The following is a 23,981-nucleotide window of genomic DNA, read 5'->3' on the forward strand; positions in this document are numbered from 1 at the left end:
TCACCGGCGGATTTTGAATCCGCTGCGTCTACCGATTTCGCCACCCGGGCAACTGCGAGGGATTATACGAATGGCGCGATGCCATGCAAGGTGTTTTTCGATTGAACACTCCCGTTTGTTCATTTATTCAACGCCTTGCTGATGCGGGGCCAGTTACATAGAATGCCGCCATCATCTTAATGGAATAAAAACGATGGCCAAGCCTAAAAAAGTCCAACAAAAATCCCCCTCTCCCGCCACTCAGCCATACCCGTCAGCAGGTCTGCTGCGTCGCCTCGGCGCCCTGATCTATGATGCGCTGGTGGTGACTTCGCTGCTGATCATCGCCGGCTTTATCGGCATGGGGGTCGCCAAGCTGCTGCTGGTCACCGGCATGGCCAGCGTACCGGCGGGTGAAGATACCGTCTGGTTGCTGACCCGCCACCCCCTGAGCCTGATCTACACCCTGTGGCTCGCCTTCGTCATCTGTGGTTTCTACACCTGGTTCTGGACCCGTGCTGGCCAGACCGTCGGCATGCGCGCCTGGCGGCTGCGCATTCAGAACGAGGATGGCAGCCACATCCGCGTTACCCAGGCGCTGATCCGTCTCGCCACCGCCGCCTTTGGTCTGGGCAACCTGATGTGCCTGTTCAACCGCCAGCGTCCGCGGGCGTTTCAGGATATCTGGGCCGAGTGCGAAGTGATCGTGCTGAGCAAGCAGGAAAATCTGGAATTGCTTAACAAGTAATCCCGGATCAATGCAGCAACGAAAGAGGGCACCAACAGGTGCCCTCTTTGCATTTCCTCATAACCTCGTGCGGATTACTGCTTGCGGCTGAGGATGTAGAAGGAGATGCCGCCAAACAGCAGACTGGGCGCGATAGCCGCCAGAATCGGCGGTACCGCATAGACCAGACTGATGGGGCCAAACACCCGATCGCTCACATAGACGGCAAAGCCGGTCATGATCCCCATCAGCATCCGAGCCCCCATGCTCACCGAGCGTAGCGGCCCGAAGATGAAGGAGGAGGCCAGCAGGATCATCGCCACCACCGAGAGCGGTGACAGCAGTTTGCGCCACATCTCCAGCTTGTAGCGACCGGCATCCTGCTTGTTGGCATCGAGATAGCCGATGTAGTCGAGCAGACCGGAGACCGAGAGGTTCTCGGGGTCGATACTCACCACCCCCAGCTGTTTGGGCGTCAACTCCGAGCTCCACTCCATCTTGTCATGCTGTTCGCTGCGGATCTGCGCCGGGTCGTCGAAGCGGGTAACCTGGGTCTGCTTGAGCAGCCAGTGGTGGCGCTCGAACACCCCCTCCTGCGCCTGCACCACGTCGATCAGCTTGCGCTCGGGGGTGAAGCGATAGAGGGTGATGCCGGTGAGGGCGCCATCATTACGCACCCCGTTGATATTGACGAAGTTGTTGCCATCCCGTGCCCACACCCCGTAGGCCGAGACGGTAAGCCGCCCTTCCGACATGGCACCGGCACGGATATCATCCGCCATCCGTTTGGCGACAGGGGCCACATATTCCCCCATCAACCCCACCATGATCATCAGCGGGATCGCCGTCTTGAGCGCCGCCATCACGATACTGATCTTGGAGCGACCCGCCGCCTGCATCACCACCAGCTCGGAGCTGGTCGCCAGCTGACCCAGACCAATCAGGCCACCCAGCAGCGCGGCCAGCGGGAAGAAGAGCACCGCCTCCTTGGGCATGGAGAGCAGCACATAGTAGAGGGCGTTGATCATGTCGTAGTTGCCGTCACCGACCGACTTGAGCTGCTCCACATACTTGATGAGCCCCGCCAGACCAACCAGCGTGATTTCACACAGCAGGATCGACATAAAGATGACCCGACCGATATACCTATCGAGAATGCCAAACATCAGCAGAAGTTCCTATGTTGCAGCATCATGCTGATTTTCTGTTGAAATAGCGCCCTTTCACCCCGTTCCACCAGCTGGTGCCCTGCAGATTGAGGGGCAGGCCGATAAACAGCAGGTAACCGAGCGGCACCAGGAACATCCCCGGCCAGTAGGGCAGCCGACCGCTGTCAATGGCCGAACGGGCGGCGCTGAGCAGCAGGAAGTAGGAGAGATACAGCATGATGGCCGGCAACAGCTTGGCGTAGCGCCCCTGACGGGGATTGACCCGCGCCAGCGGCACCACCAGCAGGGTGAGCACCGGAATGGAGAGGGGCAGCGAGATACGCCACTGCAATTCCGCCATCATGGCGTTGTCCTGGGTACCGAACAGTTCCATGGTCGGCTTGGCCGCCGCCTTGCGGTTGGAACGCTCCATCTCCTGCTGGCGGATCACCAGACCATATTCGCGAAAATCGGAGATCTGGAACTGCTTGCCGGAGAAGTTCCCCTCGTAGCGGGAGCCATCCATCAGGGTCAGCCACTGCAGGCCGTTCTCATCGACCGTCACCACCCCTTCGGTCGCCACCACCACCGAGGGAGGATTGTTCCCCTCCGCCCGCTGCAGCACGAAGACCTTTTGCAGTTTTGAGCCGTTGTCGTTCAAATCCTGGATATAGGCAACCAGACGCCCCTTGTCGAGCTCCATAAAGCGGCCAGCCTGCAGGAAGGAGATACCCGGATCCGACTTGAACTCGTCGATCACCTGATACTCGCGCTCCTTGGCCTGCGGGGCGATCCAGCCAGTGTTGAACGCCGCAACCACCGCCGTCAGCAAGGCCAGCAACATGGCGCTGCGCATCACGAAACGGTGGCTGAAACCGACCGCATGCATCACCGTCATCTCGCTTTCGGCGTAGAGGCGACCATGGGCAAACAAAATGGCTAAAAAGAGACTGATAGGCAGCATCAACAACGCCATATTGGGCAAGTTGAGCAGCAGCAGGGTGGAGACCAGACGTGTCGGCACCTCGCCATCGGCGGCATCACCGATGATCTTGATAAATTGTTGGCTGACAAAGATAAGCAGCAATACGAATAACACTGCCAGCTGGGTTTTCAGGGTTTCCCTGAACAAATATCGGAAAACGATCACAGTCATTCCCAAGTAAACTTGTGTTTTTAGTCGAATGCCTGAAAAATAGGGCCGTATATTGGATTTTTACCAGTTTGAACTGCGGAGCCTGTGGCTGTTCGCTCCGCCTCTGATACCCCAACAAGCACCGCATTATTCAATAAAAGGTGCCTTTTGTCTTTAGGATGTAGGAGATTCCATGGAGTTCAGTGTAAAGAGTGGCAGTCCAGAGAAGCAACGGAGCGCCTGCGTCGTAGTCGGCGTATTTGAGCCTCGTCGCCTCTCTCCGGTTGCCGAACAACTGGACAAGATCAGCGATGGCTATATCAGTTCGCTGCTGCGCCGTGGCGACCTGGAAGGGAAACCAGGCCAGATGCTGCTGCTGCATCAAGTACCGGGCGTGCTCAGCGAGCGCGTACTGCTGGTCGGATGCGGCAAGGAGCGGGAACTCGACGAACGCCAGTACAAGCAGATCATCAACAAGACCATCACCACCCTGAACGAAACCGGCTCCATGGAGGCGGTCTGCTTCCTCACCGAGCTGCACGTCAAGGGTCGGGATACCTATTGGAAGGTGCGCCAGGCGGTAGAAACCACCAAGGCGGGCCTCTACAGCTTTGATCAGTTCAAGACCAACAAGGCCGAGCCACGTCGCCCGCTGCGCAAGCTGGTATTCAACGTGCCGACGCGTCGGGAACTGACCATTGGTGAAAAAGCCATCGCTCACGGTCTGGCCGTGGCCAAGGGTGTGCGGGTCTGCCGCGACGTGGCGAACATGCCGCCCAACGTCTGCAACCCAGCCTATCTGGCCTCCCAGGCCCGTCGTCTGGCCGATGCCTACGACAACATCACCACCAAGGTGGTGGGCGAGCAGGAGATGGCCGAGCTCGGCATGAACTCCTATCTGGCGGTGGCGCGCGGCTCCGACAACGAAGCCATGATGGCCATCATCGAATACAAGGGTCATCCGGATGCCAAGCCCATCGTGCTGGTCGGCAAGGGACTGACCTTCGACTCCGGCGGCATCTCCATCAAGCCGGCCGACGGCATGGACGAGATGAAGTACGACATGGGTGGCGCCGCCTCCGTGCTCGGTACCATGCATGCGCTGGCCCAGCTGCAACTGCCGATCAACGTCATCGGAGTGCTGGCAGGCTGCGAGAATATGCCGGGTGGCAACGCCTATCGCCCGGGTGACATCCTCACCTCCATGTCAGGCCAGACCATCGAAGTGCTCAACACCGATGCGGAAGGTCGTCTGGTGCTGTGTGATGCGCTGACCTATGTGGACCGCTTCGATCCGGAAACCGTCATCGACGTGGCGACCCTGACCGGTGCCTGCGTCATCGCGCTGGGTCACCACACCTCGGGTCTGCTGGCCAACCACAACCCGCTGGCGCACGAGCTGCTCAACGCCTCCGAACAGGCGGGTGATCGCGCATGGCGTCTGCCGCTGTTTGACGAGTATCAGGAGCAGATCGACAGCCCGTTTGCCGACATGGCCAACATCGGCGGTCGTCCGGCCGGTACCATCACCGCGGCCGCCTTCCTGTCACGCTTCACCAAGAAGTACAACTGGGCCCACCTGGATATCGCCGGGACTGCCTGGAAGAGTGGCAAGGATAAAGGCTCCACCGGTCGTCCGGTGCCCCTGCTGACCCAGTTCCTGCTGAACCGGGCTGGCGTGGATATCGAAGAGAAAGAGTAACTCTCCGGCCCCTGCCGATGGCTGCATCGGAAGGGTTGGCGTTACCCTGAACCACAAGGAAGAGGCCCGCCTCTTCCTTGTTTCATTCTTGAATCAGTGAGCTGCGGACGGGAAACGCCCCGTCAGCCTCATGAGGCGGTCAACAGTCCGTCACCGCAAAACGGGATCAACCTGATGAGCCAAGTGATCTTTTATCTGATGAGCGAACAGGATGACGCGCAGGCCTCTGCGGTCGAGCGACTGGCCTGCACTCTTGCGGCCGAGTCGTGGGGCGCGGGCCATATCTACCTGTTCTGCGACGATGAGGCCCAGGCCCTGCGCCTGGACGAGCTGTTGTGGCAGCTGCCGCCGGAGCGCTTCGTGCCGCACCAGCTGCAAGGCGAAAGCGGCATGGCCCCGGTGGAGATCGGCTATCAGCCACCGAAACGGCGCTACGCCCGCCTCATCAATCTGGCCACTGCGACACCTTTGTTTGCAGGACACTTCGCTCAAGTGGTAGATTTTGTCCCCACTGACGAAACACAAAAGCAGCAAGCCCGCGAGCGCTACAAGCACTATCGCCAGGCAGGCCATACCCTCGAAATGAGGGACCAGCCCGTCCTTGCCGCACCGGATCCGGCGCAGCCCTGACTGCAACCAATTGATCCATAAAGAATCAACACCAGACTCCATCCATCCAGATTACGGCGAGACCATGGAAAAGACTTTTAATCACAACGCCATCGAACAGGCGCTCTATCAGCACTGGGAAGCCCAGGGTTACTTCAAGCCCCACGGCGACACCAGCAAAGACTCCTTCTGCATCATGATCCCGCCGCCGAACGTCACCGGCAGCCTGCACATGGGTCACGCCTTCCAGCAAACCCTGATGGATACCCTGATCCGCTACAACCGCATGCAGGGCAAAAACACCCTGTGGCAGGCAGGTACCGACCACGCCGGTATCGCCACCCAGATGGTGGTTGAGCGCAAGATCGCCGCAGAAGAGGGCAAGACTCGCCACGATTACGGCCGTGATGCCTTCATCGACAAGATTTGGCAGTGGAAGGAAGAGTCCGGTGGCACCATCACCCGCCAGATGCGCCGTCTGGGCGACTCCGTGGATTGGGAGCGCGAGCGCTTCACCATGGATGAGGGTCTCTCCGCCGCCGTGCAGGAAGTATTTGTCCGTCTCTACGAAGATGGCCTGATGTACCGCGGCAAGCGTCTGGTGAACTGGGATCCGAAACTCAACACTGCCATCTCCGATCTGGAAGTGGAGAACCGCGAGATCAAGGGCCACATGTGGCACCTGCGCTATCCGCTGGCCAACGGTGCCAAGACTGCCGAAGGCAAGGATTACCTGATCGTCGCCACCACCCGTCCGGAGACCATGCTGGGCGATACCGCCGTGGCCGTGAACCCGGAAGACCCGCGCTACAAGGCGCTGATCGGCCAGCACATCCTGCTGCCGCTGGTGAACCGTCTGATCCCCATCGTTGCCGATGAACACGCCGACATGGAGAAGGGCACCGGTTGCGTGAAGATCACCCCGGCCCACGACTTCAACGATAACGAAGTGGGCAAGCGCCACAGCCTGCCGATGATCAACATCTTCACCCTGGATGCCCACGTGCGTGCCGAGGCCGAAGTGGTCGATACCAACGGCAACCCGAGCACCGCCTATGACGCAGCCCTGCCGGCAGAGTTCGCTGGCCTGGAGCGCTTCGCCGCCCGTAAAGCGATTCTGGCCAAGCTGGAAGAGCTGGGTCTGCTGGACGAGATCAAGGATCACGTGCTGCAACAGCCTTACGGCGATCGCGGTGGCGTGCCCATCGAGCCGATGCTGACCGACCAGTGGTACGTGCGCGTGGCACCGATGGCCAAGACAGCTATCGAAGCGGTGGAAGATGGCCGCATCCAGTTCGTGCCGAAGCAGTACGAAAACATGTACTTCTCCTGGATGCGCGACATTCAGGACTGGTGCGTCTCCCGTCAGCTGTGGTGGGGTCACCGCATCCCGGCATGGTATGACGATGCCGGCAACGTCTACGTTGGCCGCAGCGAAGATGAAGTGCGCGCCAAGCACAGCATCCCGGCCGTAACCGTACTGCGTCAGGACGAAGACGTGCTCGACACCTGGTTCAGCTCCGCCCTGTGGACCTTCTCCACCCTGGGCTGGCCGAACAACACCGAGACACTCAAGACCTTCCACCCGACCGACGTGCTGATGAGCGGCTTCGACATCATCTTCTTCTGGATTGCCCGGATGATCATGATGACCATGCACTTCATCAAGGACGAAAACGGCCAGCCGCAAGTCCCGTTCAAGACCGTCTACATCACCGGTCTTATCCGTGACGAAGAGGGCCAGAAGATGTCCAAGTCCAAGGGCAACGTGCTGGACCCGCTCGACATGATCGACGGTATCTCGCTGGAAGATCTGCTGGAGAAGCGCACCGGCAACATGATGCAGCCGCAGATGGCCGAGAAGATCGCCAAGCGTACCGCCAAGCAGTTCCCGGAAGGGATCGATGCCCACGGCACCGACGCCCTGCGCTTCACGCTGGCGGCGCTGGCCTCTACCGGTCGTGACATCAACTGGGACATGAAGCGCCTGGACGGCTACAACAACTTCTGCAACAAGCTGTGGAACGCCTCCCGCTATGTGCTGATGAACACCGAAGATCAGGACTGCGGTTTTGCCGGTGGCGAGATGCAGTTCAGTCTGGCGGATCGCTGGATCCAGTCCCAGCTGCAAGTGGCCATCCGTGACTTCCGTACCGCCCTCGATACCTACCGCTTCGACATCGCGGCTGGCGTGCTGTACGAATTTATCTGGAACCAGTTCTGTGACTGGTATCTGGAGCTGACCAAGCCGGTACTGACCAAGGGTTCCGAGGCCGAGCAGCGCGCTGCCCGCCACACCCTCGTGACCGTGCTGGAAACCCTGTTGCGTCTGGCGCACCCGATCATCCCGTTCATCACCGAGACCATCTGGAAATCGGTCGCCCCGCTGGCTGGCGTACACGCCGACACCATCATGATTCAGGCCTTCCCGGAGTTCGATGCCGCCAAGGTGGACGAAGCCGCGATGGCGGATCAGGAGTGGGTGAAGGAGTTCATCGTCAGCATCCGCAACATCCGCGCCGAGATGAACGTGGCACCGAGCGTGCCCCTCAACGTGCTGCTCCAGTGCGATGCCAAGGATGCCCAGCGCGCCGCTGACAACGAGGCTTTCCTCAAGTCGCTGGCCCGTCTGGAGTCCATCCGCGTACTGGCGGACGGTGAAACCGCCCCGCTGTCAGTGAAGAAGCTGATCGGTGCCACCGAGCTGATGATCCCGATGGCTGGTCTCATCGACAAGGATGCCGAGCTGGCCCGTTTGGCCAAAGAGGTTGCCCGCCTGGTGGGCGAGTGCGGCCGTATCGAAGGCAAGCTTGGCAACGAAGCCTTCGTCGCCAAGGCGCCGGAAGCGGTCATCGCCAAAGAGCGTGAGAAGCTGGAAGATTACCGTCTCCAGCTGACCAAGCTGGAAGCCCAGCAGGCCGAAATCGCCGCGCTGTAAGCACCGCCCCAACCGATACAACAAAGCCCCCTGCCAAGGGGGCTTTTTCATATCCGCGCTTCCCGTTTCAGCTCACCAGCAGCCAACTGCAAAAACCGAGATAGAGCAGACCGACCAGCGCCAGCCGTCCGGCGGTCATGGTTCCCTTTCTGAACCCCCACCAGAGCAACCCCACCGCCAACAGCGTCACCAGCGAGGAGGCCATCATTGCGCCATCCAGCAACCAAGGGGTAAAGAGCAAGCAGAACGCCTTGGGGATAGTGCCCTGGATCATCATGGCCCCGGAGATATTGGCCAGTGCCAGCCGGTTCTTGCCCTGCCGCACCCAGATCAGCACGTTCATCAGCTCCGGCATCTCGGTCGCCACCGGACTCAACAGCAGGGCCGCCAGCACCGGCGAGAGGCCAAAAAGCTCGCCCATGCTCTCCAGCTGATGGACAAACAGCTGGGCCGCCAGCGCCACCACCACCAGTGCAGCCAGTGTCTGCAGCAGCACCTTGCCAAGGGGCGGGATCCCGGCATTTGGAGCCAGCTTGAGGGGCTCCGGCAGCTCGACCTCATGGCTGTCACTCTGTTTCAGCTCGCGCCTTACATAGACGAGGTAGACCAGCACGAAGAGCGGGGCCAGCCAGCTCTTGCCGGTGAAGGCGACCAGCCCCAGCGCGGTCGCCACCAGAAAGATCCCCATAAACCAGCGCTGATCCCGCCCAATCTCGCGCTGCACCTCGCCATCGATGGCCCGTTCGGTACGCCCCATGCAAAGCAGCAGGGTGAGGCCGACTGCCGCATAGCCGATGGTCGCCAACACCAGCGGCCCGCCAAGGGCGGCGCCAATGCCGATCTCCTGCTGGGCGGTTGTGTTGCCCATCAGCAGAGCTGTCAGGGTCACGATACACTCGGGCAGCGCCGTACCCAGTGCAGCCAGCAGGGAGCCGGTAGCGCTTTGGGAGAGTTTGAAGTGGTGGCCGGTCCACTCGATGCCGTTGACGAAGTATTCGCAGGCAAGGTAGATGGTGACCGCAGAGACGAGAAATAACAGCAGGGTAATCAACATAATAGATACCGCCAGGCGAGCAGAGTAACCAATGGACCCGACATGGCTCGCCCGGCTGGCGTGCATATCGAGGCCAAAGGTCTTGCAGAGCGATAGTGCCTATCGCCGCCCATGCCATGGATACGAGGATCCAAGAGTGTTGACATGGGCCCGGCCCGGAATGCGGGCGGGTTGCTACTCCCCAATGACTGAGGGGACGTTTTAGCAACTCGACCGCCGCCTCACAAGGCAAATTACTGATAACTCATCCAATAAGTTGTAAGGAAATGTATCGCCAGCCTCCCCTCCCCGGCGCCATTACGCTGTTGGCACACCGATTGCTGTAGGTAGTTCACTATCCACAACAGTTTGGGAAGGATGAACAATGAAACGGTGGATCCAACATTTCTATCAACTCAGCCGCCTCAATTGGCTAATGGTCTGGTTGTTGCTCTGTTGCAGCATCATTTTGCTGTTTCCGGCCGGGCTGATGAAAGGGGCCGTCAGCCAGTGGGCTGCGGATCATGCGGCCTGGCTGGGGGTCGGCATGCTGATCGCCATCTCCTACTTCTGCAGTCAAGGCTTCCTGATCGCCTGGGAGTGGGCGTGCGAAGAGTGGCAGGCGCGCCGTCAGCAGGACCAGCTGGCCCAGATGATCGGCTTCCTCGACTTCAACGAGAAGGCGGTGCTGCGCGAGTTCGTGCTGCAGCGTAAAAGCGTCATAAACTTGCCGATCACCGAGCCCGCCGTCAAAAACCTGATGGATGCCGGCGTCCTCACCTATGCCTACGGCAAGCCGACCCGGGAGAAGGATGACGAGAACCAGATCCGTGCCCTGATGATCGCCCTGCCCGCCCGGCCGCTGCTCACCTACAAGGTGCTCGGGTTGTCGCGTGGCAAGATGAGCGACGAGCAGGTAGAGCAGATCATGAATGCCCGCCCCAAGTTCGCCCAGAAGGGGTTCCAGCGCTAACCGCCGCCCAACCGCCAGATGCAAAAGAGCCGGACACTGTCCGGCTCTCTAATTTCTGCGCGATGCTCTGTACCATCCCTTACGTCTTGTTGTGCCCTAACCCTTTAGGCTGGAGCAAAAGCTCACATCCGCAACCTTGGTCAGCGGATCGAAGCTGTGATAGAGCTCGAAACAGGGTCGATCATCAAATTCGAAACCGGCCGCTACCACCTCACCGATATGTTGCTGCCAGAGTGCGGGGTACTGGGCCGGGTCGGTCACGGTAAAACGTGACTGGCCATAGCGGCCGCCCGCCAGCTGCTGGATCTCCACATTGCCACTTCCCCTGGTGCCCGCCGGCACGGTGACGCAAATATCGGTGCGGCACTGCTGGGGAGCCGTCACTTCGGGGTTGTCGTGGTAGATGAAGATCCACTCCCCTTCGGCCAAGCCCAACCCGACAGCCCATTGATAGAGCTGGTCACACACCGGCTCATAGCCTATGCCGTAAGGGCCGGTGACCCGGATATAGGCCAGAGTGCGCGCAGCCATCTGTTCGGTTTTCATCTTTAGCCTCCTTTCACTGGAACGGCCTTCAGCATAATCAGAGACCCGGGCAGCCGCGTGTCCATTCTTGCTCAGTTGCAAGAGTGACGGCTGGCGGCGCAACATCCCCGGTGCCATGGCAAACTGCTTGCGAAACGCCTTGGCAAAGGCCTGTGAGCTGGCAAAACCGGCCGAGAAGGCAATCTCGGTGATCGGGTCGCGACTGTAGCAGAGAGAGCGAGCAGCCCGCTCCAACCGCAGGCGGCGCTGCATCTCGGCCGGGGTTTCACCGGTGATGGCGGTAAAGACCCGATGAAAGTGATAGCTGGAGAGCGCCGCAAGACTGGCCGCCTCACTGAGGCAGAGCTCGGGATTCTGCTCCAGCGCCCGGATCACCGGGCGCAATCTGGCCTGATAATCGACCATGCCGTTAGCGACTGACGCCCCCCCGCAACTCTGGCCATATAGAACACATCCACATAGCGCCCTTGCCGGAAGGCATAGTCGCGGGCCCGACCCTCCTCCACAAAGCCGAACTTGTGATAGAGCGCCCGCGCCGCTTCGTTATCGACAAAAACCGTCAGCTCAATCCGGTGCAGGTTGAGCCAGTTATCGGCCAGATCAAGCGCCGCAGCCATCAGGGCAGATCCAACCCCCTTGCCGGCCCAGTCATCCCGTACCCCCATGCCAATCCCGGCCACATGCTTGCGTCTCGGATTAGACTCCACACGCAATGCGATCTGGCCAACCAGCAGCCCCTCTACCTCGGCGACCAGCGCCACCACACCACTCTGCTCCAACCGTTGTTGCCACACACCCAGTGCCGGATAGGGTAGTTGCAAGGTGCCCGCCTGGGCATTGGGCATGGCATAGAGATCCCGCAAGGCGGGGGCATCGGCGGATTCGGCATGACGGATGGTAATCTGCATATGAGGCTCCTTCTCGAAACGTCCATCATGCATCATCCATCGCATCAGTCCATACAACCGGCACGGTCAGAGTGATTTATTGTCGGCAGACAGGGCTGCACACTGAGCCATTCAGCCAGTTTCATAGGTGAAAAAAAAACGGAGCAAATGCTCCGTTTTTCAATGCTTTATCAATCCCGGACGGAACGCGCTTCGCGCTCTTGCCGCTCCCTTGCCAACAGGCGTTTGTACCACCAGCTACTGCGACGACGTTGTGCATTGGAAGAGCGACGAGCCATTTCTTAGGTTCCAGCCAAGAGTAGAAAGGAGCTGCATTATGCGACAGGGATCACGTCCATGTCTTTAGCTGGATCAAGAAAAGCCTCACTGGCCCCCTGAAATCCTCTTCTGGTTTTGCTGCCATGTGGCCACTGGCAGCACCATCGCAGGGGAAAGCCAGACTCTCAGGCCCACTCCAGAAATCAACCCGGCCCCGAGTTTACTTGACGGATAATCATACAGCCTGCTGGCATTGTGGAACCAATATGGTAGCCTGCCAGCGCCTGCGGGCAGTCTCTCGCTGCCACGCGTAAACTCCCGGTGAATTTGTCACGTCCTGACAAAATATAACCTTATTTATCAAATCGTTATTTGGATATTATCCCAATGCGTATCATGCCGTTGCTCAAGGCTGCCTGCCTGAGCCTGATGTTGTCCGCCTGCGTTGCCCCATTGCTGATGATGAGCCCCACCAGCCAGCTGATGTGGGCCCTGCTCAAGCCGCTGGTCGGCTTTGACCCGAACGAGGTCAATCTGTTCGAACAACCCCTGATCAAGGATCGGATGACCGCCATCCTTGGCCCCAATTACGACAGCACCATGCAGTTGCTCAAGACTGCCGACAAGGTACAGCAGGAGGGGCCGCTTTTCTATGTGGTCTCCGAGTATGCGCCCGTGCCGGATATCGCCAAGCAGGCGGGGATGGTGTGGAACTCGCAAACCAACCAGATGTCTGTATTGCTGCAAAAAGGGGATGGCACCACCCTGACCTTCGGCGAAAATCTGGCGGACACGGCACCGACATGGCCAACCGCCATGCAGGGCTGGCAGACCCCCACCAGCCAGCTCACCCCGGCGGCCAATGCCCTGACCGGGGCGGCGACCAGTCAGAGTGGCGCCTCCCCCTTCTCCCTTGGCAGCGCTCTGGGCACAGTGACCCGCGGCGTCACCGGCTCGCTGACCAACAGTGCAAGTCAGGCTATCAGCGGCGCAGCCGCCAACGCCACAGGGCAGGCCACCCAAGCGGTAAGCCAAAGCGCGACCGATCTGACCCGTAGTGCAACCACCGCAGTCACTGCACCCGCCAAACAGGCGGTGAGCAGCACCGCTGCGACCGCAACGCAAGAAGCCACCAAGGCCGTTGCCACTCCTGCCAAACAAGCCGTCAGCACCGCCGCCGCAACCGTGACGCAAGAAGCCACCAAGGCAGTTGCCGCTCCTGCCAAGCAGGCCGTCAGCAGCGCCGCTGCGACCGTGACGCAGGAAGCGACCAAGGCCGTTGCCGTTCCTGCCAAACAAGCCGTCAGCAGCGCAGCTGCGACCGCGACGCAAGAAGCCACCAAGGCCGTTGCCGCTCCTGCCAAGCAAGCCGTCAGCAGCGCCGCTGCGACCGCGACGCAAGAGGCCACCAAGGCTGTTGTCGTTCCTGCCAAACAGGCAGTCAGCATCGCCGCAGCTACTGTGACACAGGAAGCCACCAAGGCTGTTGCCGCGCCAGCCAAACAGGCCGTCAGTGCCGCCCCCCATACGGCCGGAGAGAGCGCCACCGATGCCGCCATAGCAGCAGAAGCCGAGGCTCGCGCCAAGGCAGAGGCGGAGATGGAGGCCCTGCTAAAATAAACCGACAGGTCACCGCAAGGTGACCTGTCGCGGTATCCGCGACCCGACTATGAACTTCCGGCCAAGGACACATAGACTGATAGGTAATTCCCTGCACAAGGAGTGCGCCATGCGATCCCTGCTCGCGGCCCTTATCGCCCTGCTCCTGCTGACCAGCTTCCCCGCACGGTCCGCCTTTATCTATTACTCGGAGCAGAACATGCCCCTCAACGGGCTGGACAAGGAGGGCAAGCCCATCGGGCTGGCAGTTGAGCTGCTGCGGCTGATGTGGCGCGAGCTGGGGGAGCCGGAGCAACCGATCCAATTTCTGCCATGGGCCCGCGGTTGGTATCTGCTGACCCAGCAACCGGAGGCCGTTCTTTTTACCACCGCCAGAACCAAAGAGCGTGATCCCCATTTCCTATGGGTTTGCCCCATCAGCCACTCGCGAGTGACGCTGGTCGGACGAAAACAGGATGCCCCCAGAGTGACCGGCAAGGGGGATCTGGCCAAACTGCAGGTAGGGGTAATGCAGGCTGACGTGGGGGAGCAGTTACTGCTCAACCGCGGCATCAGCCCGGGCAACATGATGGCGGTGGAGCGCATGGAGCAGGTGGTACGCCAGCTCATCATGGCCCGTACAGATCTGGTAGCAGGCAACGAGGTGATGTTATTCCATCAACTGAAAGCTCTGGGATTTGCCGCGGAAGATTTCATCTCTGTCGCAGTGCTGGAGGAACAGGACAACTGCTTTGCTTTCAACCCGCGGGCGGATCGGCAGCAGGTCGCCCGGTTGCAACAAGCCCTCGATCAGGTTCGTCTCGGTAGCGAATACCGGCAGTTGATGGAACGCTACCAGCGACTCAGTAACCTTCCCCAAAGCGATAAGCCGCTACCGAAGATCGAGTAACCCCGGTTCATCCTCTTCCCTCTGTGGTGATCAGATGGTTGAGGAAGAGATGAAACAGCTCGGCCCGCGAGCCGAGCCGCAGCTTGCCATAGAGATGCTTGCGGTGATTCTTCACCGTGCCGCTGCCAATCCCGAGCGCTGCGGCAATCGCCTCCGTATCCAGTCCCTGCAGCAGCAACTCCGCCACCTGCCGCTCGCGCCGGGTAAGCCTATCGCCCCCCACACTCGCCATCGCCTGCTCCACCGCACTCCGGAGGCTGGCGCTGTCTGGCAGCACCGTGCTCTGGGCCAACAGCGGCTGGCTCTGCCGCCACTGCTGACGACAGAGCGAATGTACCAGCGGGAACAGCTGCTCCAGCCTTACCAGCTCGTCACGGCTGAGGGTACTGCGCTTGTCGAGTCGCCCGAGAAACAGCATCAGCGTCAGTCCGTCCCGCACCGGCAGGATCAGCCCCACCTCCTCCTGCCAGCCGGTGGCCTGATAGAAGTGGTGGCGATATTCGGGATCGAGCCGCCCTTGGGAGACCTGCGCCAGGGTCCAGACGCCGGCAGGCAAGCCCTGCTCCAGCGCCTGCATAAAGGGATCCTGACTGAAGTGGCTGGTGAGGTAGCGATCAAACAGCAGAGCCCGCTGATGGTTGAGGTTGTCGTAGAGGTAGACGGGCCGCTGCCCCACCCCGAGCAGCAGGGCGCAATCAAACGCCACCTGCTGCTGGATCAGCCGCACCAGCGCCGCCGGAAAGGCGCTGCTGTGCAGGGCATCGACCACCTCGGTCATGCTGCGGGTCAAGGCATCTGTGGTGAATGGCTGGGTCATGGTGGCACGTTTCCGGTGACGGGGAGCGATTCTCCGCTATGGCTGAATGCTAGCACGAGAGTGGCAGAAATGTCCCTCAGGGGACATATCCGCCACCAGCCAGAACGGCGAGGATGACGGCTTTTCCCCTGTTGTTGGAGCACACATGATCAACCCCCACCTGCTCGATGAGCTGACCGAGCGCGGCCTTGTGGCCCAGAATTCCGACCCCGCGGCCCTGGCCGATCATCTTGCCACCCCGCGCACCGTCTATTGCGGGTTCGATCCCACCGCCGGCAGCCTGCATATCGGTCATCTGGTGCCGCTCTTGATGCTGCGCCGCTTCCAGTTGGCGGGCCACACCCCGGTGGCACTGGTGGGCGGGGCAACCGGCCTTATCGGCGATCCCAGCTTCAAGGCGACCGAACGCAGCCTCAACAGTGCCGATACCGTGCAGGGTTGGGTCGCCAGCCTGTCTGCCCAAATCAGGGCGCTGCTGCCCGCCGATGAGGGCCTGTCGGCCCCGCAACTGGTCAACAATGGCGACTGGATGGGGCAGATGTCCGCCCTCGATTTTCTGCGGGATATCGGCAAGCACTTCTCGGTCAATGCCATGCTGGCGCGGGAATCGGTACGCCAGCGGCTGGCCCGCCCGGATCAGGGCATCTCGTTCACCGAGTTCTCCTACGCTCTGCTGCAATCCTACGATTTTGCAGTGCTGCACCAGCGGCTCGGCTGCACCCTGCAGATTGGCGGCAACGACCAGTGGGGCAATATCACCAGCGGCATGGATCTGACCCGTCGCCTCCATCAGGCGCAGGTACACGGCATGACCCTGCCCCTTATCACCAAGGCAGACGGCACCAAGTTCGGCAAAACCGAAGGGGGCGCGGTCTGGCTCGATCCGGCGCTCACCTCCCCTTACGCTTTCTACCAGTTCTGGCTCGGCACCGCAGATGAGGATGTCTACCGCTTCCTGCGCTACTACAGCTTTATGTCGCTGAGCGAGATTGATGCACTGGAGGCGGAAGATACCAAGCGGCAGGGGCGAAAGCAGGCCCAGCAGGTGTTGGCGAACGAGCTGACCGAGCTGGTACACGGCAAGGCGGCGCTGGCGGCGGTGCAGCGCATCAGCGAGTTACTGTTTAGCGGCGATGTGGCCCGCCTCGGCGAGAGCGATCTGGCCCAGCTGGCGCAGGATGGCATGCCGTGCAGCACCGTCAGCGGCGAGACGGATCTGGTCAGCCTGCTGGTCAGCTGCGGTCTGGCGAACTCCAAACGCATCGCCCGCGAGCTGCTGGCGGCGGGCGCTATCAGCCTCAATGGTGTGCTCAAGCAGGATGATCAGCTGAGTGCCACTGATCGGCTGTTTGGCCGCTACCTGCTGCTGCGCCGGGGCAAAAAGCAGTATCACTTGGTGGCGTGGCAATAAGCCGCAGGGCGGGGAGCACAGCCTCCCTGCCCGCCCCCTGAATCCCTTTTGACTCCCGAGTTGCGATCCCCCTCACAGCCTCTCCCGTCAGCAGCCACCATACTGGCACCGGCGAACATGGAGTACGCCACACAATCTGTTCCTCACGAATCAACAAGGATGCTGATGATGAAGAGATGGCTTCTGGTGCTGCTCTGCACCCTGCCCATGCTGGCACACGCCAGCGGATACACCCAGACCCGCTACCCCATAGTGCTGGTGCACGGCCTGTTCGGCTTCGACAAGCTGCTCGGGGTCGATTACTTCTACGGCATTCCGCAAGCCCTGAGCCGCGATGGCGCCAAGGTCTACGTGGCTCAGGTATCTGCTACCGCCAGCTCCGAGCAGCGGGGGGAGCAGTTGCTCGCCCAGATTGAACTGCTGCTGGCCGCCACCGGCGCCGAGAAGGTCAACCTGATCGGCCACTCCCACGGCGGCCCGACCATCCGCTATGTCGCTTCGGTCGCCCCCGAGCTGGTCGCCTCCGCCACCAGCGTCGGCGGGGTCAACTACGGCTCCGAGATTGCCGATCTGGTGCGGGCCAATGCGGCGCCCGGCTCGGCCGCTGAGAAGCTGGCGGCCGCCGCAGCCCACGCCCTCTCCGACATGATTTCGCTGCTCTCGGGCGGGAGCCAGCTGCCGCAAGATCCGGTCGCCGCCCTCGATGCCCTCACCAGCAAGGGGGCCAGCCAGTTCAACCAGCGCTACCCGGAGGGGCTGCCCAGCCGCTATTGCGGCGAGGGGCCGATGCAGGCCAGCAACGGCGTCTACTACTTCTCCTGGAGCGGGCGCGGCAACCTGACCAATCTGCTGGATCCGGTGGATCCTGCGCTGGCGCTGACCGGCGCCTTCTTCAAGGAGCCCAATGACGGGCTGGTCGGAGTCTGCAGCAGTCACCTCGGCAAGGTGATCGGCACCGACTACCGGATGAACCATCTGGACGAAGTGAACCAGTCATTCGGCATCCACCATCTGTTCGAGACCGATCCGGTCACCCTCTATCGCCAGCATGCCAACCGTCTCAAGGAGCTGGGACTATGAAGATCGCCACCCTGCTCGTCGTGCCCTGCGCCATCACCCTGCTGCTTGGCGGGGTGTTGCTCTGGCCCACAGCACCGACGGCAGACTCATCACAGGCTCAAACCAATCAGCATGCACAGAGCCACCCGCACGATCCCGAGCAGGAGGCCGCCGATGCCCTGCAGGCGCGCTATCGCACCTTTGTCTCCGCCCAGAGCAGCCTGACGGTGCCCACCGAAATCTCCCTCGCCAGCCTGCAGATCCTGTTTGACGAGCGGGAGCAGCTGCGCCAGCAGAGTTTTACCCCGGCCGAGCAGGCCCAGCTGTTTGCCGAGGATCGACTGATGGAGCAGCTGACCCTGCGCCGCAGGGCGCTGGCGGAAGCAAGAGACAGCGACAAGTCGCAGCTGGCCAGCGAGCTGGATCTCTGGCTGGCGGAGCAACCGGGCTGGTTTCGCGAGGCGGAGGCCAACAGCCGCCTGCTTGAAGAGTTGCAAGAGCTGGCACAGATGGAGCCAGCCAAACGGGATGCCCTGCTGCTGGAGACGGGGGGGCCGGAAGCAGTGGATCGGATGCGCCAGCTGGAGCAGAACCGGCAAGGGTTCGAGGAGCAGCTCAGCGGCTTTCTGGCCGAACTCAGGCAACTGCCGAACGAGGCCCGGGCCGAACAGCAACAGGAGCTGCTGGCCCGCTGGTTCGAACCCGGACAGTGGCGCCGGGTCGAGGCGCTCACCCGGCTCAAGCTGGGGGAACAATGAGCCAATGACAAGGAGCCCACGATGGGCCCCTTGCTGTGGTGCACTTATTGCGGCTTGTTGGTTGCCGGTAAAGATTGCCAGGTGAGGCGGGTCACCTGAGTGCCCTGCACCTCGCACTTGAGGCTCAACTCCTGCCACCCCTTATCCTGACGCAGGGAGACCTCCCCCTCGATCCCCTGCTCGCCAATCTTCAGCTTATCCTGCTCGAAGATCACCTTGTCGCCATGGGCAAGATCCATCAGTTTGCCGTTGCAGAGCCAGTGAGCGAGATCCGCCCCCTTCAGCTTGACGCCACCCTTGGCCGCCCTCTGCTCGGCCGCGCTCGGCGCGAACAGCTTGCTCAGCTCGGCGGCCCGCTTGGTGAGCCACTCCTGACGCTGCTGCATGCTCATCTTGCTGACAAACTCGGCGGGCTGGCCCTTCTCGTCCAGCCATTGGGTCAGCTTGCCGCTGTCGTCAAAGGCGAACTGGGCGGCGGGCTCTTTGACCCCGAACAGCTTGCCGCCCTTGAAGTAGTAGCGGCTCTCCCCTTCCAGCTTGCCCAGCTCGTTCATGATGGGCACGGCGATGATGACGGGGGCGCCATCGATCCAGGCCTTGATATCGACGCCGTCATGGCTGAATTGACGGATATCGAGGGCGCTCTCGGCCCCCTTCTCCATCAGGGTAAACTGCTCGGCGAGAGAAGCGGCCAGAGAAGGGAGGGAGCAGAATCCCAGGGTCAGCGCGATCGCTGTGTTGCGCATTGAGTTGTACATAACACTCCTGTGATGGGCCATCCGGCCCGTGGTTAACTCTCTGTCAGCCAGGCCCGCAGCCCTTCCCGGTGAACATCGCTCAGGGGCAGGGATTGGCGGGTCCGGTAGTCAAAATGGATCAGGGTCGTTTCGGCGGTGACGGCCAGTTCGCCGCCCTGCCAGGCCTCCTGCCAGACCGTAAATGAGCTGGTGCCGATGCGGCGCACGCCGGTCTTGATGGTGACCGGCTGGCCGTAGAACAGCTCCCGTTTGAACTGCACCGTATAGCCCGCGATGATCAGATGCCAGTTATGCACATCCAGATCGGGGGAAAAGATCCGGAACAGGGGATCCCGCGCCGATTCGAACCAGACCGCCGGCACCGTATTGTTGATATGGCCGAGGGCATCCGTCTCCTGAAAGCGGGGTTGGATCTGCATTTCCAGCATGGGTTGACTCCTTGTCATTGAACCGCGATCAGGCTAACGCGCCCCGCATCAGGACTCAAGCCTCCCCGTCTTATCCCAAGTGCTGACAGCCAGTTCCGGCCGCAACCAGGCGCTGCGAAAATCGAACCAGCCGAGCGCCGTCATCCGCACCCCGTGCACGCCGACCCGGCTCTCCAGCTCCAGCCAGTGGTGGAACAGCGGCACAAACCAGCTCTGCTGCTGCACAGTTGCCAGCAGGGCGCGGGGGCCAGGCTCCTCACCGCTGGCGCGCCACTGCATCAACCCTTGCCACAACTCATGCTGACTGCTCCACACCTTGCGCAGCAACGGGGTGCCCTGCAACCAGGCGTAGGGGGCAAAGGGGCCGGCATGTTCGAGGTTGAGGGTGCCGAGCCAGAGATCCACATCCTCATCCTCGCCGCTCACCCAGCGACCGTAATCGAGGGTGCGCACCTCGAGCCTGATCCCCTGTTCGGCCAGCAGGCTGCTCATGGCGTTGGCGCACTCGTTGAATTCCAGATGCTGGTTGAAGCAGGCGAGCACCAGTCTTCCCGGCAACTGCGCCGGTGTGGGCAAGGGCGCGGGCAGCGCTTCGCGCCAGTGGGGCAGCAGGCCGAGGGCGCTGGTCCAGCCCCGTTGCAACTCGGGGGCGACCCGCCCCATCAGAGCCACCGGATTGAGCAGTTGGCCGAGCCACTGGCGCAGGGCGGGATCCTGCAAGGATCCGGAACGATCGTCCTGCAGCAGGAAGTAGCAGCCCGACTCCAGCTCCGATTCGCCGCGCATGGTGCCGAGCTCAGGGCTGTCACGCCCCAGCTGCAGGTGGGTCTCCAGCCGCTCCGCCAGCTCCGGCAGCATCCAGATATCGATCTCGTCGAGCAGGGCACGCAGGCCGAAGTAGTCGTCAAACGCCGCAAGGCAAAGATGCAGGGGATCGTTCACAGCCACCCGGTAAGGACCGGTGCCCACAGGTTGCAGGGCAAAGCCCGCCTCCCCCTTGAGCTCCCGCGGCAAAATGGTCGCCACCGGCTCCGCCAGCAGGTGGGGCAGCCAAGGATCCGGACTGTCGAGATAGAGATCCAGGGTGCGCGGCCAGGGGCTCTCCAGCCGAGCCAGATGTGCAAACAGCGGGCGATCCCGCAGGGCCAGCAGGCTCTCCATCACATCTTCCACCACCAGCTCGCGACCGTGGTGAAAACGCACCGCCGGGCGCAGGTAGAAACGCCAGTGACAGGGGCCCAGACACTCCCAGTGGTGGGCGAGATCCCCTTCAATTTCCCCATTTTCCTCATTTCGCCGGGTGAGGCCGTTGAAGATCTGGCGGCTCAGGTGAATTTCGGAGCGGCGCATCGGGCCGGTGGGCAGCAATTGCGGCAGCGGCCGATAGTAGGGCACCCGCAGGATCTGGCGCCCCTCGCGGGTGGCCTGACCGAGCTGTTCGATCAACAACGGAGTGAGCAAATCGAGGCGATCCTCGGCCAGCCGCACCGCCTGCGCCAGCTGGCCCTGACTGAGCAGATCCCGCAAGCGGCGCCGGGTCAGGCTCTCCTGACTGTCGAGCAAGGTGAGCCGGGAGCGCCGCCCCCGCCCCGCTTCCGCCGACCAGCTGAGCCAGCCCTGATCCTGCATCCGCCGCAGCAGCAGGCGAGCGTTGCGCGGGGTGCAGCAGAGCAGATCCGCCACCTCGGCGAGACTGATCTCCCGCTCGTCGCTGCCAAGCAGCTGGGCGAGTCGTTGAAATTGCTGGTAAAGGCGACCGGTCGGCATAAAAGAGGAAATCCTGTTGCTGTAAGTCATCAGTTTTTACTTCCGCATTTTAGCTCAATACTGCTGATGAACGTGAGAACCACAGCAGAGGAGCACCATCATGAGCCACGCCAACCCCCTCAAACCGAACCGGATCCAGCAGACCTTGCGCCGTTACTTCAAGCGGATCCTGCCACGCCCGCTGGCGCTCATCGAGGATCCCATGCAGCAGCTCAACCGCCTGATGCAGTGGGATATGAACCAGATCGATGACAAGGAGTATCGCCGTCGCCTCTGAGCACGGCAGGCCTGCCCGCCACTCGGGACGCGCATCCCCTGCGGGCGACATTGCTTTGCCGGATCTTGCTGTTTACATCGGCCACGGGCCTGATAGATTGGACGTCTATCCATCTATAACTGCCATAAGCAACATCCAACAAGGAGTGTGTGATGAAAGATGCGACCCTGGCCCTGCACCACGGCTTTTCCAGCGACCCCACCACCAAGGCGGTCGCCGTGCCCATCTACCAGACGGTGGCCTACGAGTTCGAGAGCGCCCAGCACGGGGCGGATCTGTTCAATCTGGCGGTGCCGGGCAACATCTACACCCGCATCATGAACCCCACCAACGATGTGCTGGAGCAGCGGATGGCCGCGCTGGAAGGAGGGATTGCCGCGCTGGTGGTCTCGGCAGGTTCCGCCGCCATCACCTACGCCATTCAGGCGCTGACCGCCGCCGGTGACAACATTGTCTCCACGCCCCAGCTCTATGGCGGCACCTACACCTTGTTCGCCCACATGCTGCCGAGTTTCGGGGTCGAGGTGCGCTTCGCCAAGGATGACAGCGCCGAAGCCATCGCCGCCCTCATCGACGACAAGACCAAGGCGGTCTACTGCGAGAGCATCGGCAACCCGGCGGGCAACATCGTCGATCTGGCCGCGCTGGCCAAGGCAGCCCATGCCCGTGGCGTGCCGCTCATCGTCGACAACACGGTCGCCACCCCGGTGCTCTGTAAACCCATCGAACATGGCGCTGACATAGTCGTCCACAGCCTCACCAAATATGTCGGCGGCCATGGCAACTCGCTGGGTGGCGTCATCGTCGACTCGGGCAAGTTCCCCTGGGCAGATCACGCCGAGCGCTTCCCACAGCTGACCAAACCCGAGCCCTCCTACCACGGGGTGGTCTACACCGAGGCCTTTGGCCCGGCCGCCTTTATCGGGCGGGTACGCACAGTGCCACTGCGCAATACCGGCGCAGCGCTGGCGCCAATGAACGCCTTCCTGCTGCTGCAGGGGCTGGAGACCCTGAGCCTGCGCATGGAACGCCACGTCGACAACGCCCTGCGGGTTGCCAATCACCTCAAGCATCACCCCAAGGTGGCCTGGGTCAGCTACGCCGGTCTGCCGGGTCATCCCCACTATCTGCTGGCAGAGAAGTACATGGCCGGTCGCCCCTCGGCCATCCTCTCGTTCGGTCTGAAGGATGGTTACGAGGCGGGCGTGCGCTTCTACGATGCGCTCAAGATCTTCAAGCGGTTGGTCAACATCGGCGATGCCAAGTCGCTGGCCTGCCACCCCGCCTCCACCACCCATCGCCAGTTGAGCGAGGAGGAGCAGGCCAAGGCAGGAGTCAAACCTGAGATGATCCGGCTCTCGGTAGGGATCGAGGCGATCGAGGACATTCTGGCAGATCTGGATCAGGCGCTGGAGGCCTGAGTCTGGTGTTGAGCGAGCGGGCATCAGCCCGCTCTTTTTTTACTGCCGGTGAACCGCCCTCCTCACCCGCTCGTATACCCCATCCTGCCACCGAATCGAGGTCGTTATGATAGTCCTGCACCACCTGAACAAATCACGCTCCCAGCGCATCATCTGGCTGCTCGAAGAGCTGGGCCAACCCTATGAGATCAAGGCGTATCAGCGCGATGCCGCGACCTTTCTGGCACCGCCCGAGCTGAAAGCCATCCACCCTCTCGGCAAGTCGCCGGTCATCGAGTTAGACGGCCGGGTGCTGGCGGAATCGGGCGCCATCACCGAGTACCTGATCGCCCGCTACGCCGCCGAGCGGCTGGCTCCGGCACCAGATAGCCCCGACTATCCCGAATACCTGCAGTGGCTCCACTTTGCCGAGAGCTCCGGCATTCTGCCGCTGCTGCTCGACATGTTCGTGCGCAAGGATGGCAGCCCGATGCGCTTCCTGCCGGACTACGCCAAGGCGGAGTGTGCCAAGGTGCTGGGCTACCTCAATGAGGTACTGGCGAATCGCCACTATCTGGTGGGGGATCGCCTCTCCGGCGCCGACATCATGAACTCCTTCCTGGTGGATCTGCTGGCGCAAAGTGGTCAGCTGGCCCACTTCCCGCACCTGCAAGCCTACTGGCAGCGCCTCAATACCCATCCGGCCCGTCAGAAGGCCATGGAGCTGGAGCGCGAGCTGGATCAGCGCCCCTGATCCGAATCGCCATGTCTAGTCCTGAAATAGGTTTACACATTTTCAACTAGCATTTCTCTACTCAGAACCCCCTATGTACCGCATCGG

General features: G+C 61.5%; 22 protein-coding genes and 1 riboswitch. Of the genes, 13 read left to right on the plus strand and 9 right to left on the minus strand.

Translation table 11 applies throughout. The annotated features are described in order from the left end of the window. The first annotated feature begins 193 nt into the window (after positions 1 to 193). The gene (locus G5253_RS19275) at positions 194 to 727 is read left to right on the plus strand and encodes an RDD family protein (protein ID WP_266135461.1); all 534 of its coding nucleotides are present in this window, start codon (positions 194 to 196) and stop codon (positions 725 to 727) included. A gap of 74 nt (positions 728 to 801) precedes the next feature. Here G5253_RS19275 and lptG read toward each other — a convergent pair whose 3' ends face one another. Together lptG and lptF are read right to left on the minus strand one after the other, a co-directional pair. Further along, positions 802 to 1,872, minus strand: a complete 1,071-nt coding sequence (gene lptG, locus G5253_RS19280) for an LPS export ABC transporter permease LptG (RefSeq protein ID WP_266135462.1) — start codon at positions 1,870 to 1,872, stop codon at positions 802 to 804. A 25-nt stretch (positions 1,873 to 1,897) separates the two neighbouring features. Then, positions 1,898 to 3,010: an LPS export ABC transporter permease LptF gene (gene lptF / locus G5253_RS19285; protein ID WP_421204054.1), complete on the minus strand. Its 1,113-nt coding sequence runs from the start codon at positions 3,008 to 3,010 to the stop codon at positions 1,898 to 1,900. Between the two features lie 172 nt (positions 3,011 to 3,182). Here lptF and pepA point away from each other — a divergent pair, with 172 nt between their 5' ends. The 3 genes from pepA (at position 3,183) to G5253_RS19300 (ending at position 8,238) form a co-directional block, all read left to right on the plus strand. Further along, entirely contained in the window at positions 3,183 to 4,691 is a 1,509-nt protein-coding gene (gene pepA / locus G5253_RS19290) for a leucyl aminopeptidase (protein ID WP_005336423.1), read from the plus strand. Positions 4,692 to 4,865: 174 nt separating this feature from the next. Continuing rightward, complete coding sequence (locus G5253_RS19295) at positions 4,866 to 5,321, plus strand: DNA polymerase III subunit chi (protein ID WP_245095649.1); 456 nt, start codon at positions 4,866 to 4,868, stop codon at positions 5,319 to 5,321. 64 nt (positions 5,322 to 5,385) lie between these two features. After that, positions 5,386 to 8,238, plus strand: a complete 2,853-nt coding sequence (locus tag G5253_RS19300; protein WP_266135463.1) for a valine--tRNA ligase — start codon at positions 5,386 to 5,388, stop codon at positions 8,236 to 8,238. A gap of 67 nt (positions 8,239 to 8,305) precedes the next feature. Here the strand turns inward: G5253_RS19300 and G5253_RS19305 are convergent, their stop codons facing one another. Beyond that, complete coding sequence (locus G5253_RS19305; RefSeq protein WP_266135464.1) at positions 8,306 to 9,292, minus strand: sodium:calcium antiporter; 987 nt, start codon at positions 9,290 to 9,292, stop codon at positions 8,306 to 8,308. 88 nt (positions 9,293 to 9,380) lie between these two features. After that, positions 9,381 to 9,487: riboswitch (yybP-ykoY riboswitch) on the minus strand. A gap of 169 nt (positions 9,488 to 9,656) precedes the next feature. Between G5253_RS19305 and G5253_RS19310 the strand changes: the two genes are divergently transcribed. Continuing rightward, complete coding sequence (locus G5253_RS19310) at positions 9,657 to 10,244, plus strand: superinfection exclusion B family protein (RefSeq protein WP_266135465.1); 588 nt, start codon at positions 9,657 to 9,659, stop codon at positions 10,242 to 10,244. A gap of 96 nt (positions 10,245 to 10,340) precedes the next feature. Here G5253_RS19310 and G5253_RS19315 read toward each other — a convergent pair whose 3' ends face one another. Beyond that, positions 10,341 to 11,195, minus strand: a complete 855-nt coding sequence (locus tag G5253_RS19315) for an AraC family transcriptional regulator (protein ID WP_266135489.1) — start codon at positions 11,193 to 11,195, stop codon at positions 10,341 to 10,343. Continuing rightward, positions 11,162 to 11,698, minus strand: a complete 537-nt coding sequence (locus G5253_RS19320; protein WP_421204058.1) for a GNAT family N-acetyltransferase — start codon at positions 11,696 to 11,698, stop codon at positions 11,162 to 11,164. Before G5253_RS19320 ends, G5253_RS19315 begins: the two co-directional genes overlap by 34 nt. A 645-nt stretch (positions 11,699 to 12,343) precedes the next feature. On the opposite strand from G5253_RS19320, the gene G5253_RS19325 reads away from it, so the two are divergent. After that, on the plus strand, positions 12,344 to 13,576 hold the full coding sequence (locus tag G5253_RS19325) for a hypothetical protein (RefSeq protein ID WP_266135467.1): 1,233 nt from the start codon (positions 12,344 to 12,346) through the stop codon (positions 13,574 to 13,576). 109 nt (positions 13,577 to 13,685) lie between these two features. Beyond that, positions 13,686 to 14,465, plus strand: coding sequence for a substrate-binding periplasmic protein (locus G5253_RS19330; RefSeq protein WP_216952698.1), 780 nt, complete (start codon positions 13,686 to 13,688; stop codon positions 14,463 to 14,465). A 7-nt stretch (positions 14,466 to 14,472) separates the two neighbouring features. Here the strand turns inward: G5253_RS19330 and G5253_RS19335 are convergent, their stop codons facing one another. Further along, positions 14,473 to 15,282, minus strand: a complete 810-nt coding sequence (locus G5253_RS19335; protein ID WP_266135468.1) for a helix-turn-helix transcriptional regulator — start codon at positions 15,280 to 15,282, stop codon at positions 14,473 to 14,475. A 145-nt stretch (positions 15,283 to 15,427) separates the two neighbouring features. Between G5253_RS19335 and tyrS the strand changes: the two genes are divergently transcribed. The 3 genes from tyrS to G5253_RS19350 all read left to right on the plus strand — a co-directional run bounded on the left by tyrS (position 15,428) and on the right by G5253_RS19350 (position 18,510). Continuing rightward, the gene (tyrS, locus tag G5253_RS19340) at positions 15,428 to 16,693 is read left to right on the plus strand and encodes a tyrosine--tRNA ligase (protein ID WP_270656789.1); all 1,266 of its coding nucleotides are present in this window, start codon (positions 15,428 to 15,430) and stop codon (positions 16,691 to 16,693) included. Between the two features lie 168 nt (positions 16,694 to 16,861). Next, a complete protein-coding gene (locus G5253_RS19345) occupies positions 16,862 to 17,773 on the plus strand; it encodes a lipase family alpha/beta hydrolase (protein ID WP_216954489.1) in 912 nt (303 codons plus the stop codon). Further along, positions 17,770 to 18,510, plus strand: coding sequence for a lipase secretion chaperone (locus G5253_RS19350; RefSeq protein WP_216952695.1), 741 nt, complete (start codon positions 17,770 to 17,772; stop codon positions 18,508 to 18,510). The genes G5253_RS19345 and G5253_RS19350 overlap by 4 nt, the downstream gene beginning before the upstream one ends. Positions 18,511 to 18,554: 44 nt before the next feature. Here the strand turns inward: G5253_RS19350 and G5253_RS19355 are convergent, their stop codons facing one another. The 3 genes from G5253_RS19355 to sgrR are packed head-to-tail and all read right to left on the minus strand — an operon-like array spanning position 18,555 to position 21,463. After that, a complete protein-coding gene (locus tag G5253_RS19355) occupies positions 18,555 to 19,256 on the minus strand; it encodes a hypothetical protein (RefSeq protein WP_216954488.1) in 702 nt (233 codons plus the stop codon). 44 nt (positions 19,257 to 19,300) lie between these two features. Further along, positions 19,301 to 19,696, minus strand: coding sequence for an acyl-CoA thioesterase (locus tag G5253_RS19360; protein WP_216952694.1), 396 nt, complete (start codon positions 19,694 to 19,696; stop codon positions 19,301 to 19,303). A 48-nt stretch (positions 19,697 to 19,744) separates the two neighbouring features. After that, the gene (gene sgrR / locus G5253_RS19365; protein ID WP_421204060.1) at positions 19,745 to 21,463 is read right to left on the minus strand and encodes an HTH-type transcriptional regulator SgrR; all 1,719 of its coding nucleotides are present in this window, start codon (positions 21,461 to 21,463) and stop codon (positions 19,745 to 19,747) included. Between the two features lie 100 nt (positions 21,464 to 21,563). Between sgrR and G5253_RS19370 the strand changes: the two genes are divergently transcribed. The 3 genes from G5253_RS19370 (at position 21,564) to G5253_RS19380 (ending at position 23,894) form a co-directional block, all read left to right on the plus strand. After that, a complete protein-coding gene (locus G5253_RS19370) occupies positions 21,564 to 21,740 on the plus strand; it encodes a hypothetical protein (protein WP_101323416.1) in 177 nt (58 codons plus the stop codon). Between the two features lie 152 nt (positions 21,741 to 21,892). Beyond that, entirely contained in the window at positions 21,893 to 23,161 is a 1,269-nt protein-coding gene (locus G5253_RS19375) for an O-acetylhomoserine aminocarboxypropyltransferase/cysteine synthase family protein (RefSeq protein ID WP_005336464.1), read from the plus strand. Positions 23,162 to 23,267: 106 nt separating this feature from the next. Continuing rightward, a complete protein-coding gene (locus G5253_RS19380; protein ID WP_421204063.1) occupies positions 23,268 to 23,894 on the plus strand; it encodes a glutathione S-transferase family protein in 627 nt (208 codons plus the stop codon). Positions 23,895 to 23,981: the final 87 nt, after the last annotated feature.

The organism is Aeromonas sp. 602658, assembly GCF_049173005.1.
In the GTDB taxonomy this organism is placed as follows: Bacteria; Pseudomonadota; Gammaproteobacteria; order Enterobacterales; family Aeromonadaceae; genus Aeromonas; species Aeromonas veronii_A.

What these genes read in the sequence shown, in the direction of transcription:
- G5253_RS19300 (WP_266135463.1), top strand. Translation starts at nt 5,386, where the DNA reads ATGGAAAAGACTTTTAATCACAACGCCATCGAACAGGCGCTCTATCAG.
- sgrR (WP_421204060.1), bottom strand. Translation starts at nt 21,463, where the DNA reads ATGCCGACCGGTCGCCTTTACCAGCAATTTCAACGACTCGCCCAGCTG.
- G5253_RS19360 (WP_216952694.1), bottom strand. Translation starts at nt 19,696, where the DNA reads ATGCTGGAAATGCAGATCCAACCCCGCTTTCAGGAGACGGATGCCCTC.
- G5253_RS19295 (WP_245095649.1), top strand. Translation starts at nt 4,866, where the DNA reads ATGAGCCAAGTGATCTTTTATCTGATGAGCGAACAGGATGACGCGCAG.
- tyrS (WP_270656789.1), top strand. Translation starts at nt 15,428, where the DNA reads ATGATCAACCCCCACCTGCTCGATGAGCTGACCGAGCGCGGCCTTGTG.
- G5253_RS19310 (WP_266135465.1), top strand. Translation starts at nt 9,657, where the DNA reads ATGAAACGGTGGATCCAACATTTCTATCAACTCAGCCGCCTCAATTGG.
- G5253_RS19325 (WP_266135467.1), top strand. Translation starts at nt 12,344, where the DNA reads ATGCGTATCATGCCGTTGCTCAAGGCTGCCTGCCTGAGCCTGATGTTG.
- G5253_RS19320 (WP_421204058.1), bottom strand. Translation starts at nt 11,698, where the DNA reads ATGCAGATTACCATCCGTCATGCCGAATCCGCCGATGCCCCCGCCTTG.
- G5253_RS19335 (WP_266135468.1), bottom strand. Translation starts at nt 15,282, where the DNA reads ATGACCCAGCCATTCACCACAGATGCCTTGACCCGCAGCATGACCGAG.
- lptF (WP_421204054.1), bottom strand. Translation starts at nt 3,010, where the DNA reads ATGACTGTGATCGTTTTCCGATATTTGTTCAGGGAAACCCTGAAAACC.
- G5253_RS19345 (WP_216954489.1), top strand. Translation starts at nt 16,862, where the DNA reads ATGAAGAGATGGCTTCTGGTGCTGCTCTGCACCCTGCCCATGCTGGCA.
- G5253_RS19315 (WP_266135489.1), bottom strand. Translation starts at nt 11,195, where the DNA reads ATGGTCGATTATCAGGCCAGATTGCGCCCGGTGATCCGGGCGCTGGAG.
- G5253_RS19330 (WP_216952698.1), top strand. Translation starts at nt 13,686, where the DNA reads ATGCGATCCCTGCTCGCGGCCCTTATCGCCCTGCTCCTGCTGACCAGC.
- G5253_RS19355 (WP_216954488.1), bottom strand. Translation starts at nt 19,256, where the DNA reads ATGCGCAACACAGCGATCGCGCTGACCCTGGGATTCTGCTCCCTCCCT.
- lptG (WP_266135462.1), bottom strand. Translation starts at nt 1,872, where the DNA reads ATGTTTGGCATTCTCGATAGGTATATCGGTCGGGTCATCTTTATGTCG.
- G5253_RS19275 (WP_266135461.1), top strand. Translation starts at nt 194, where the DNA reads ATGGCCAAGCCTAAAAAAGTCCAACAAAAATCCCCCTCTCCCGCCACT.
- G5253_RS19305 (WP_266135464.1), bottom strand. Translation starts at nt 9,292, where the DNA reads ATGTTGATTACCCTGCTGTTATTTCTCGTCTCTGCGGTCACCATCTAC.
- G5253_RS19380 (WP_421204063.1), top strand. Translation starts at nt 23,268, where the DNA reads ATGATAGTCCTGCACCACCTGAACAAATCACGCTCCCAGCGCATCATC.
- G5253_RS19350 (WP_216952695.1), top strand. Translation starts at nt 17,770, where the DNA reads ATGAAGATCGCCACCCTGCTCGTCGTGCCCTGCGCCATCACCCTGCTG.
- pepA (WP_005336423.1), top strand. Translation starts at nt 3,183, where the DNA reads ATGGAGTTCAGTGTAAAGAGTGGCAGTCCAGAGAAGCAACGGAGCGCC.
- G5253_RS19370 (WP_101323416.1), top strand. Translation starts at nt 21,564, where the DNA reads ATGAGCCACGCCAACCCCCTCAAACCGAACCGGATCCAGCAGACCTTG.
- G5253_RS19375 (WP_005336464.1), top strand. Translation starts at nt 21,893, where the DNA reads ATGAAAGATGCGACCCTGGCCCTGCACCACGGCTTTTCCAGCGACCCC.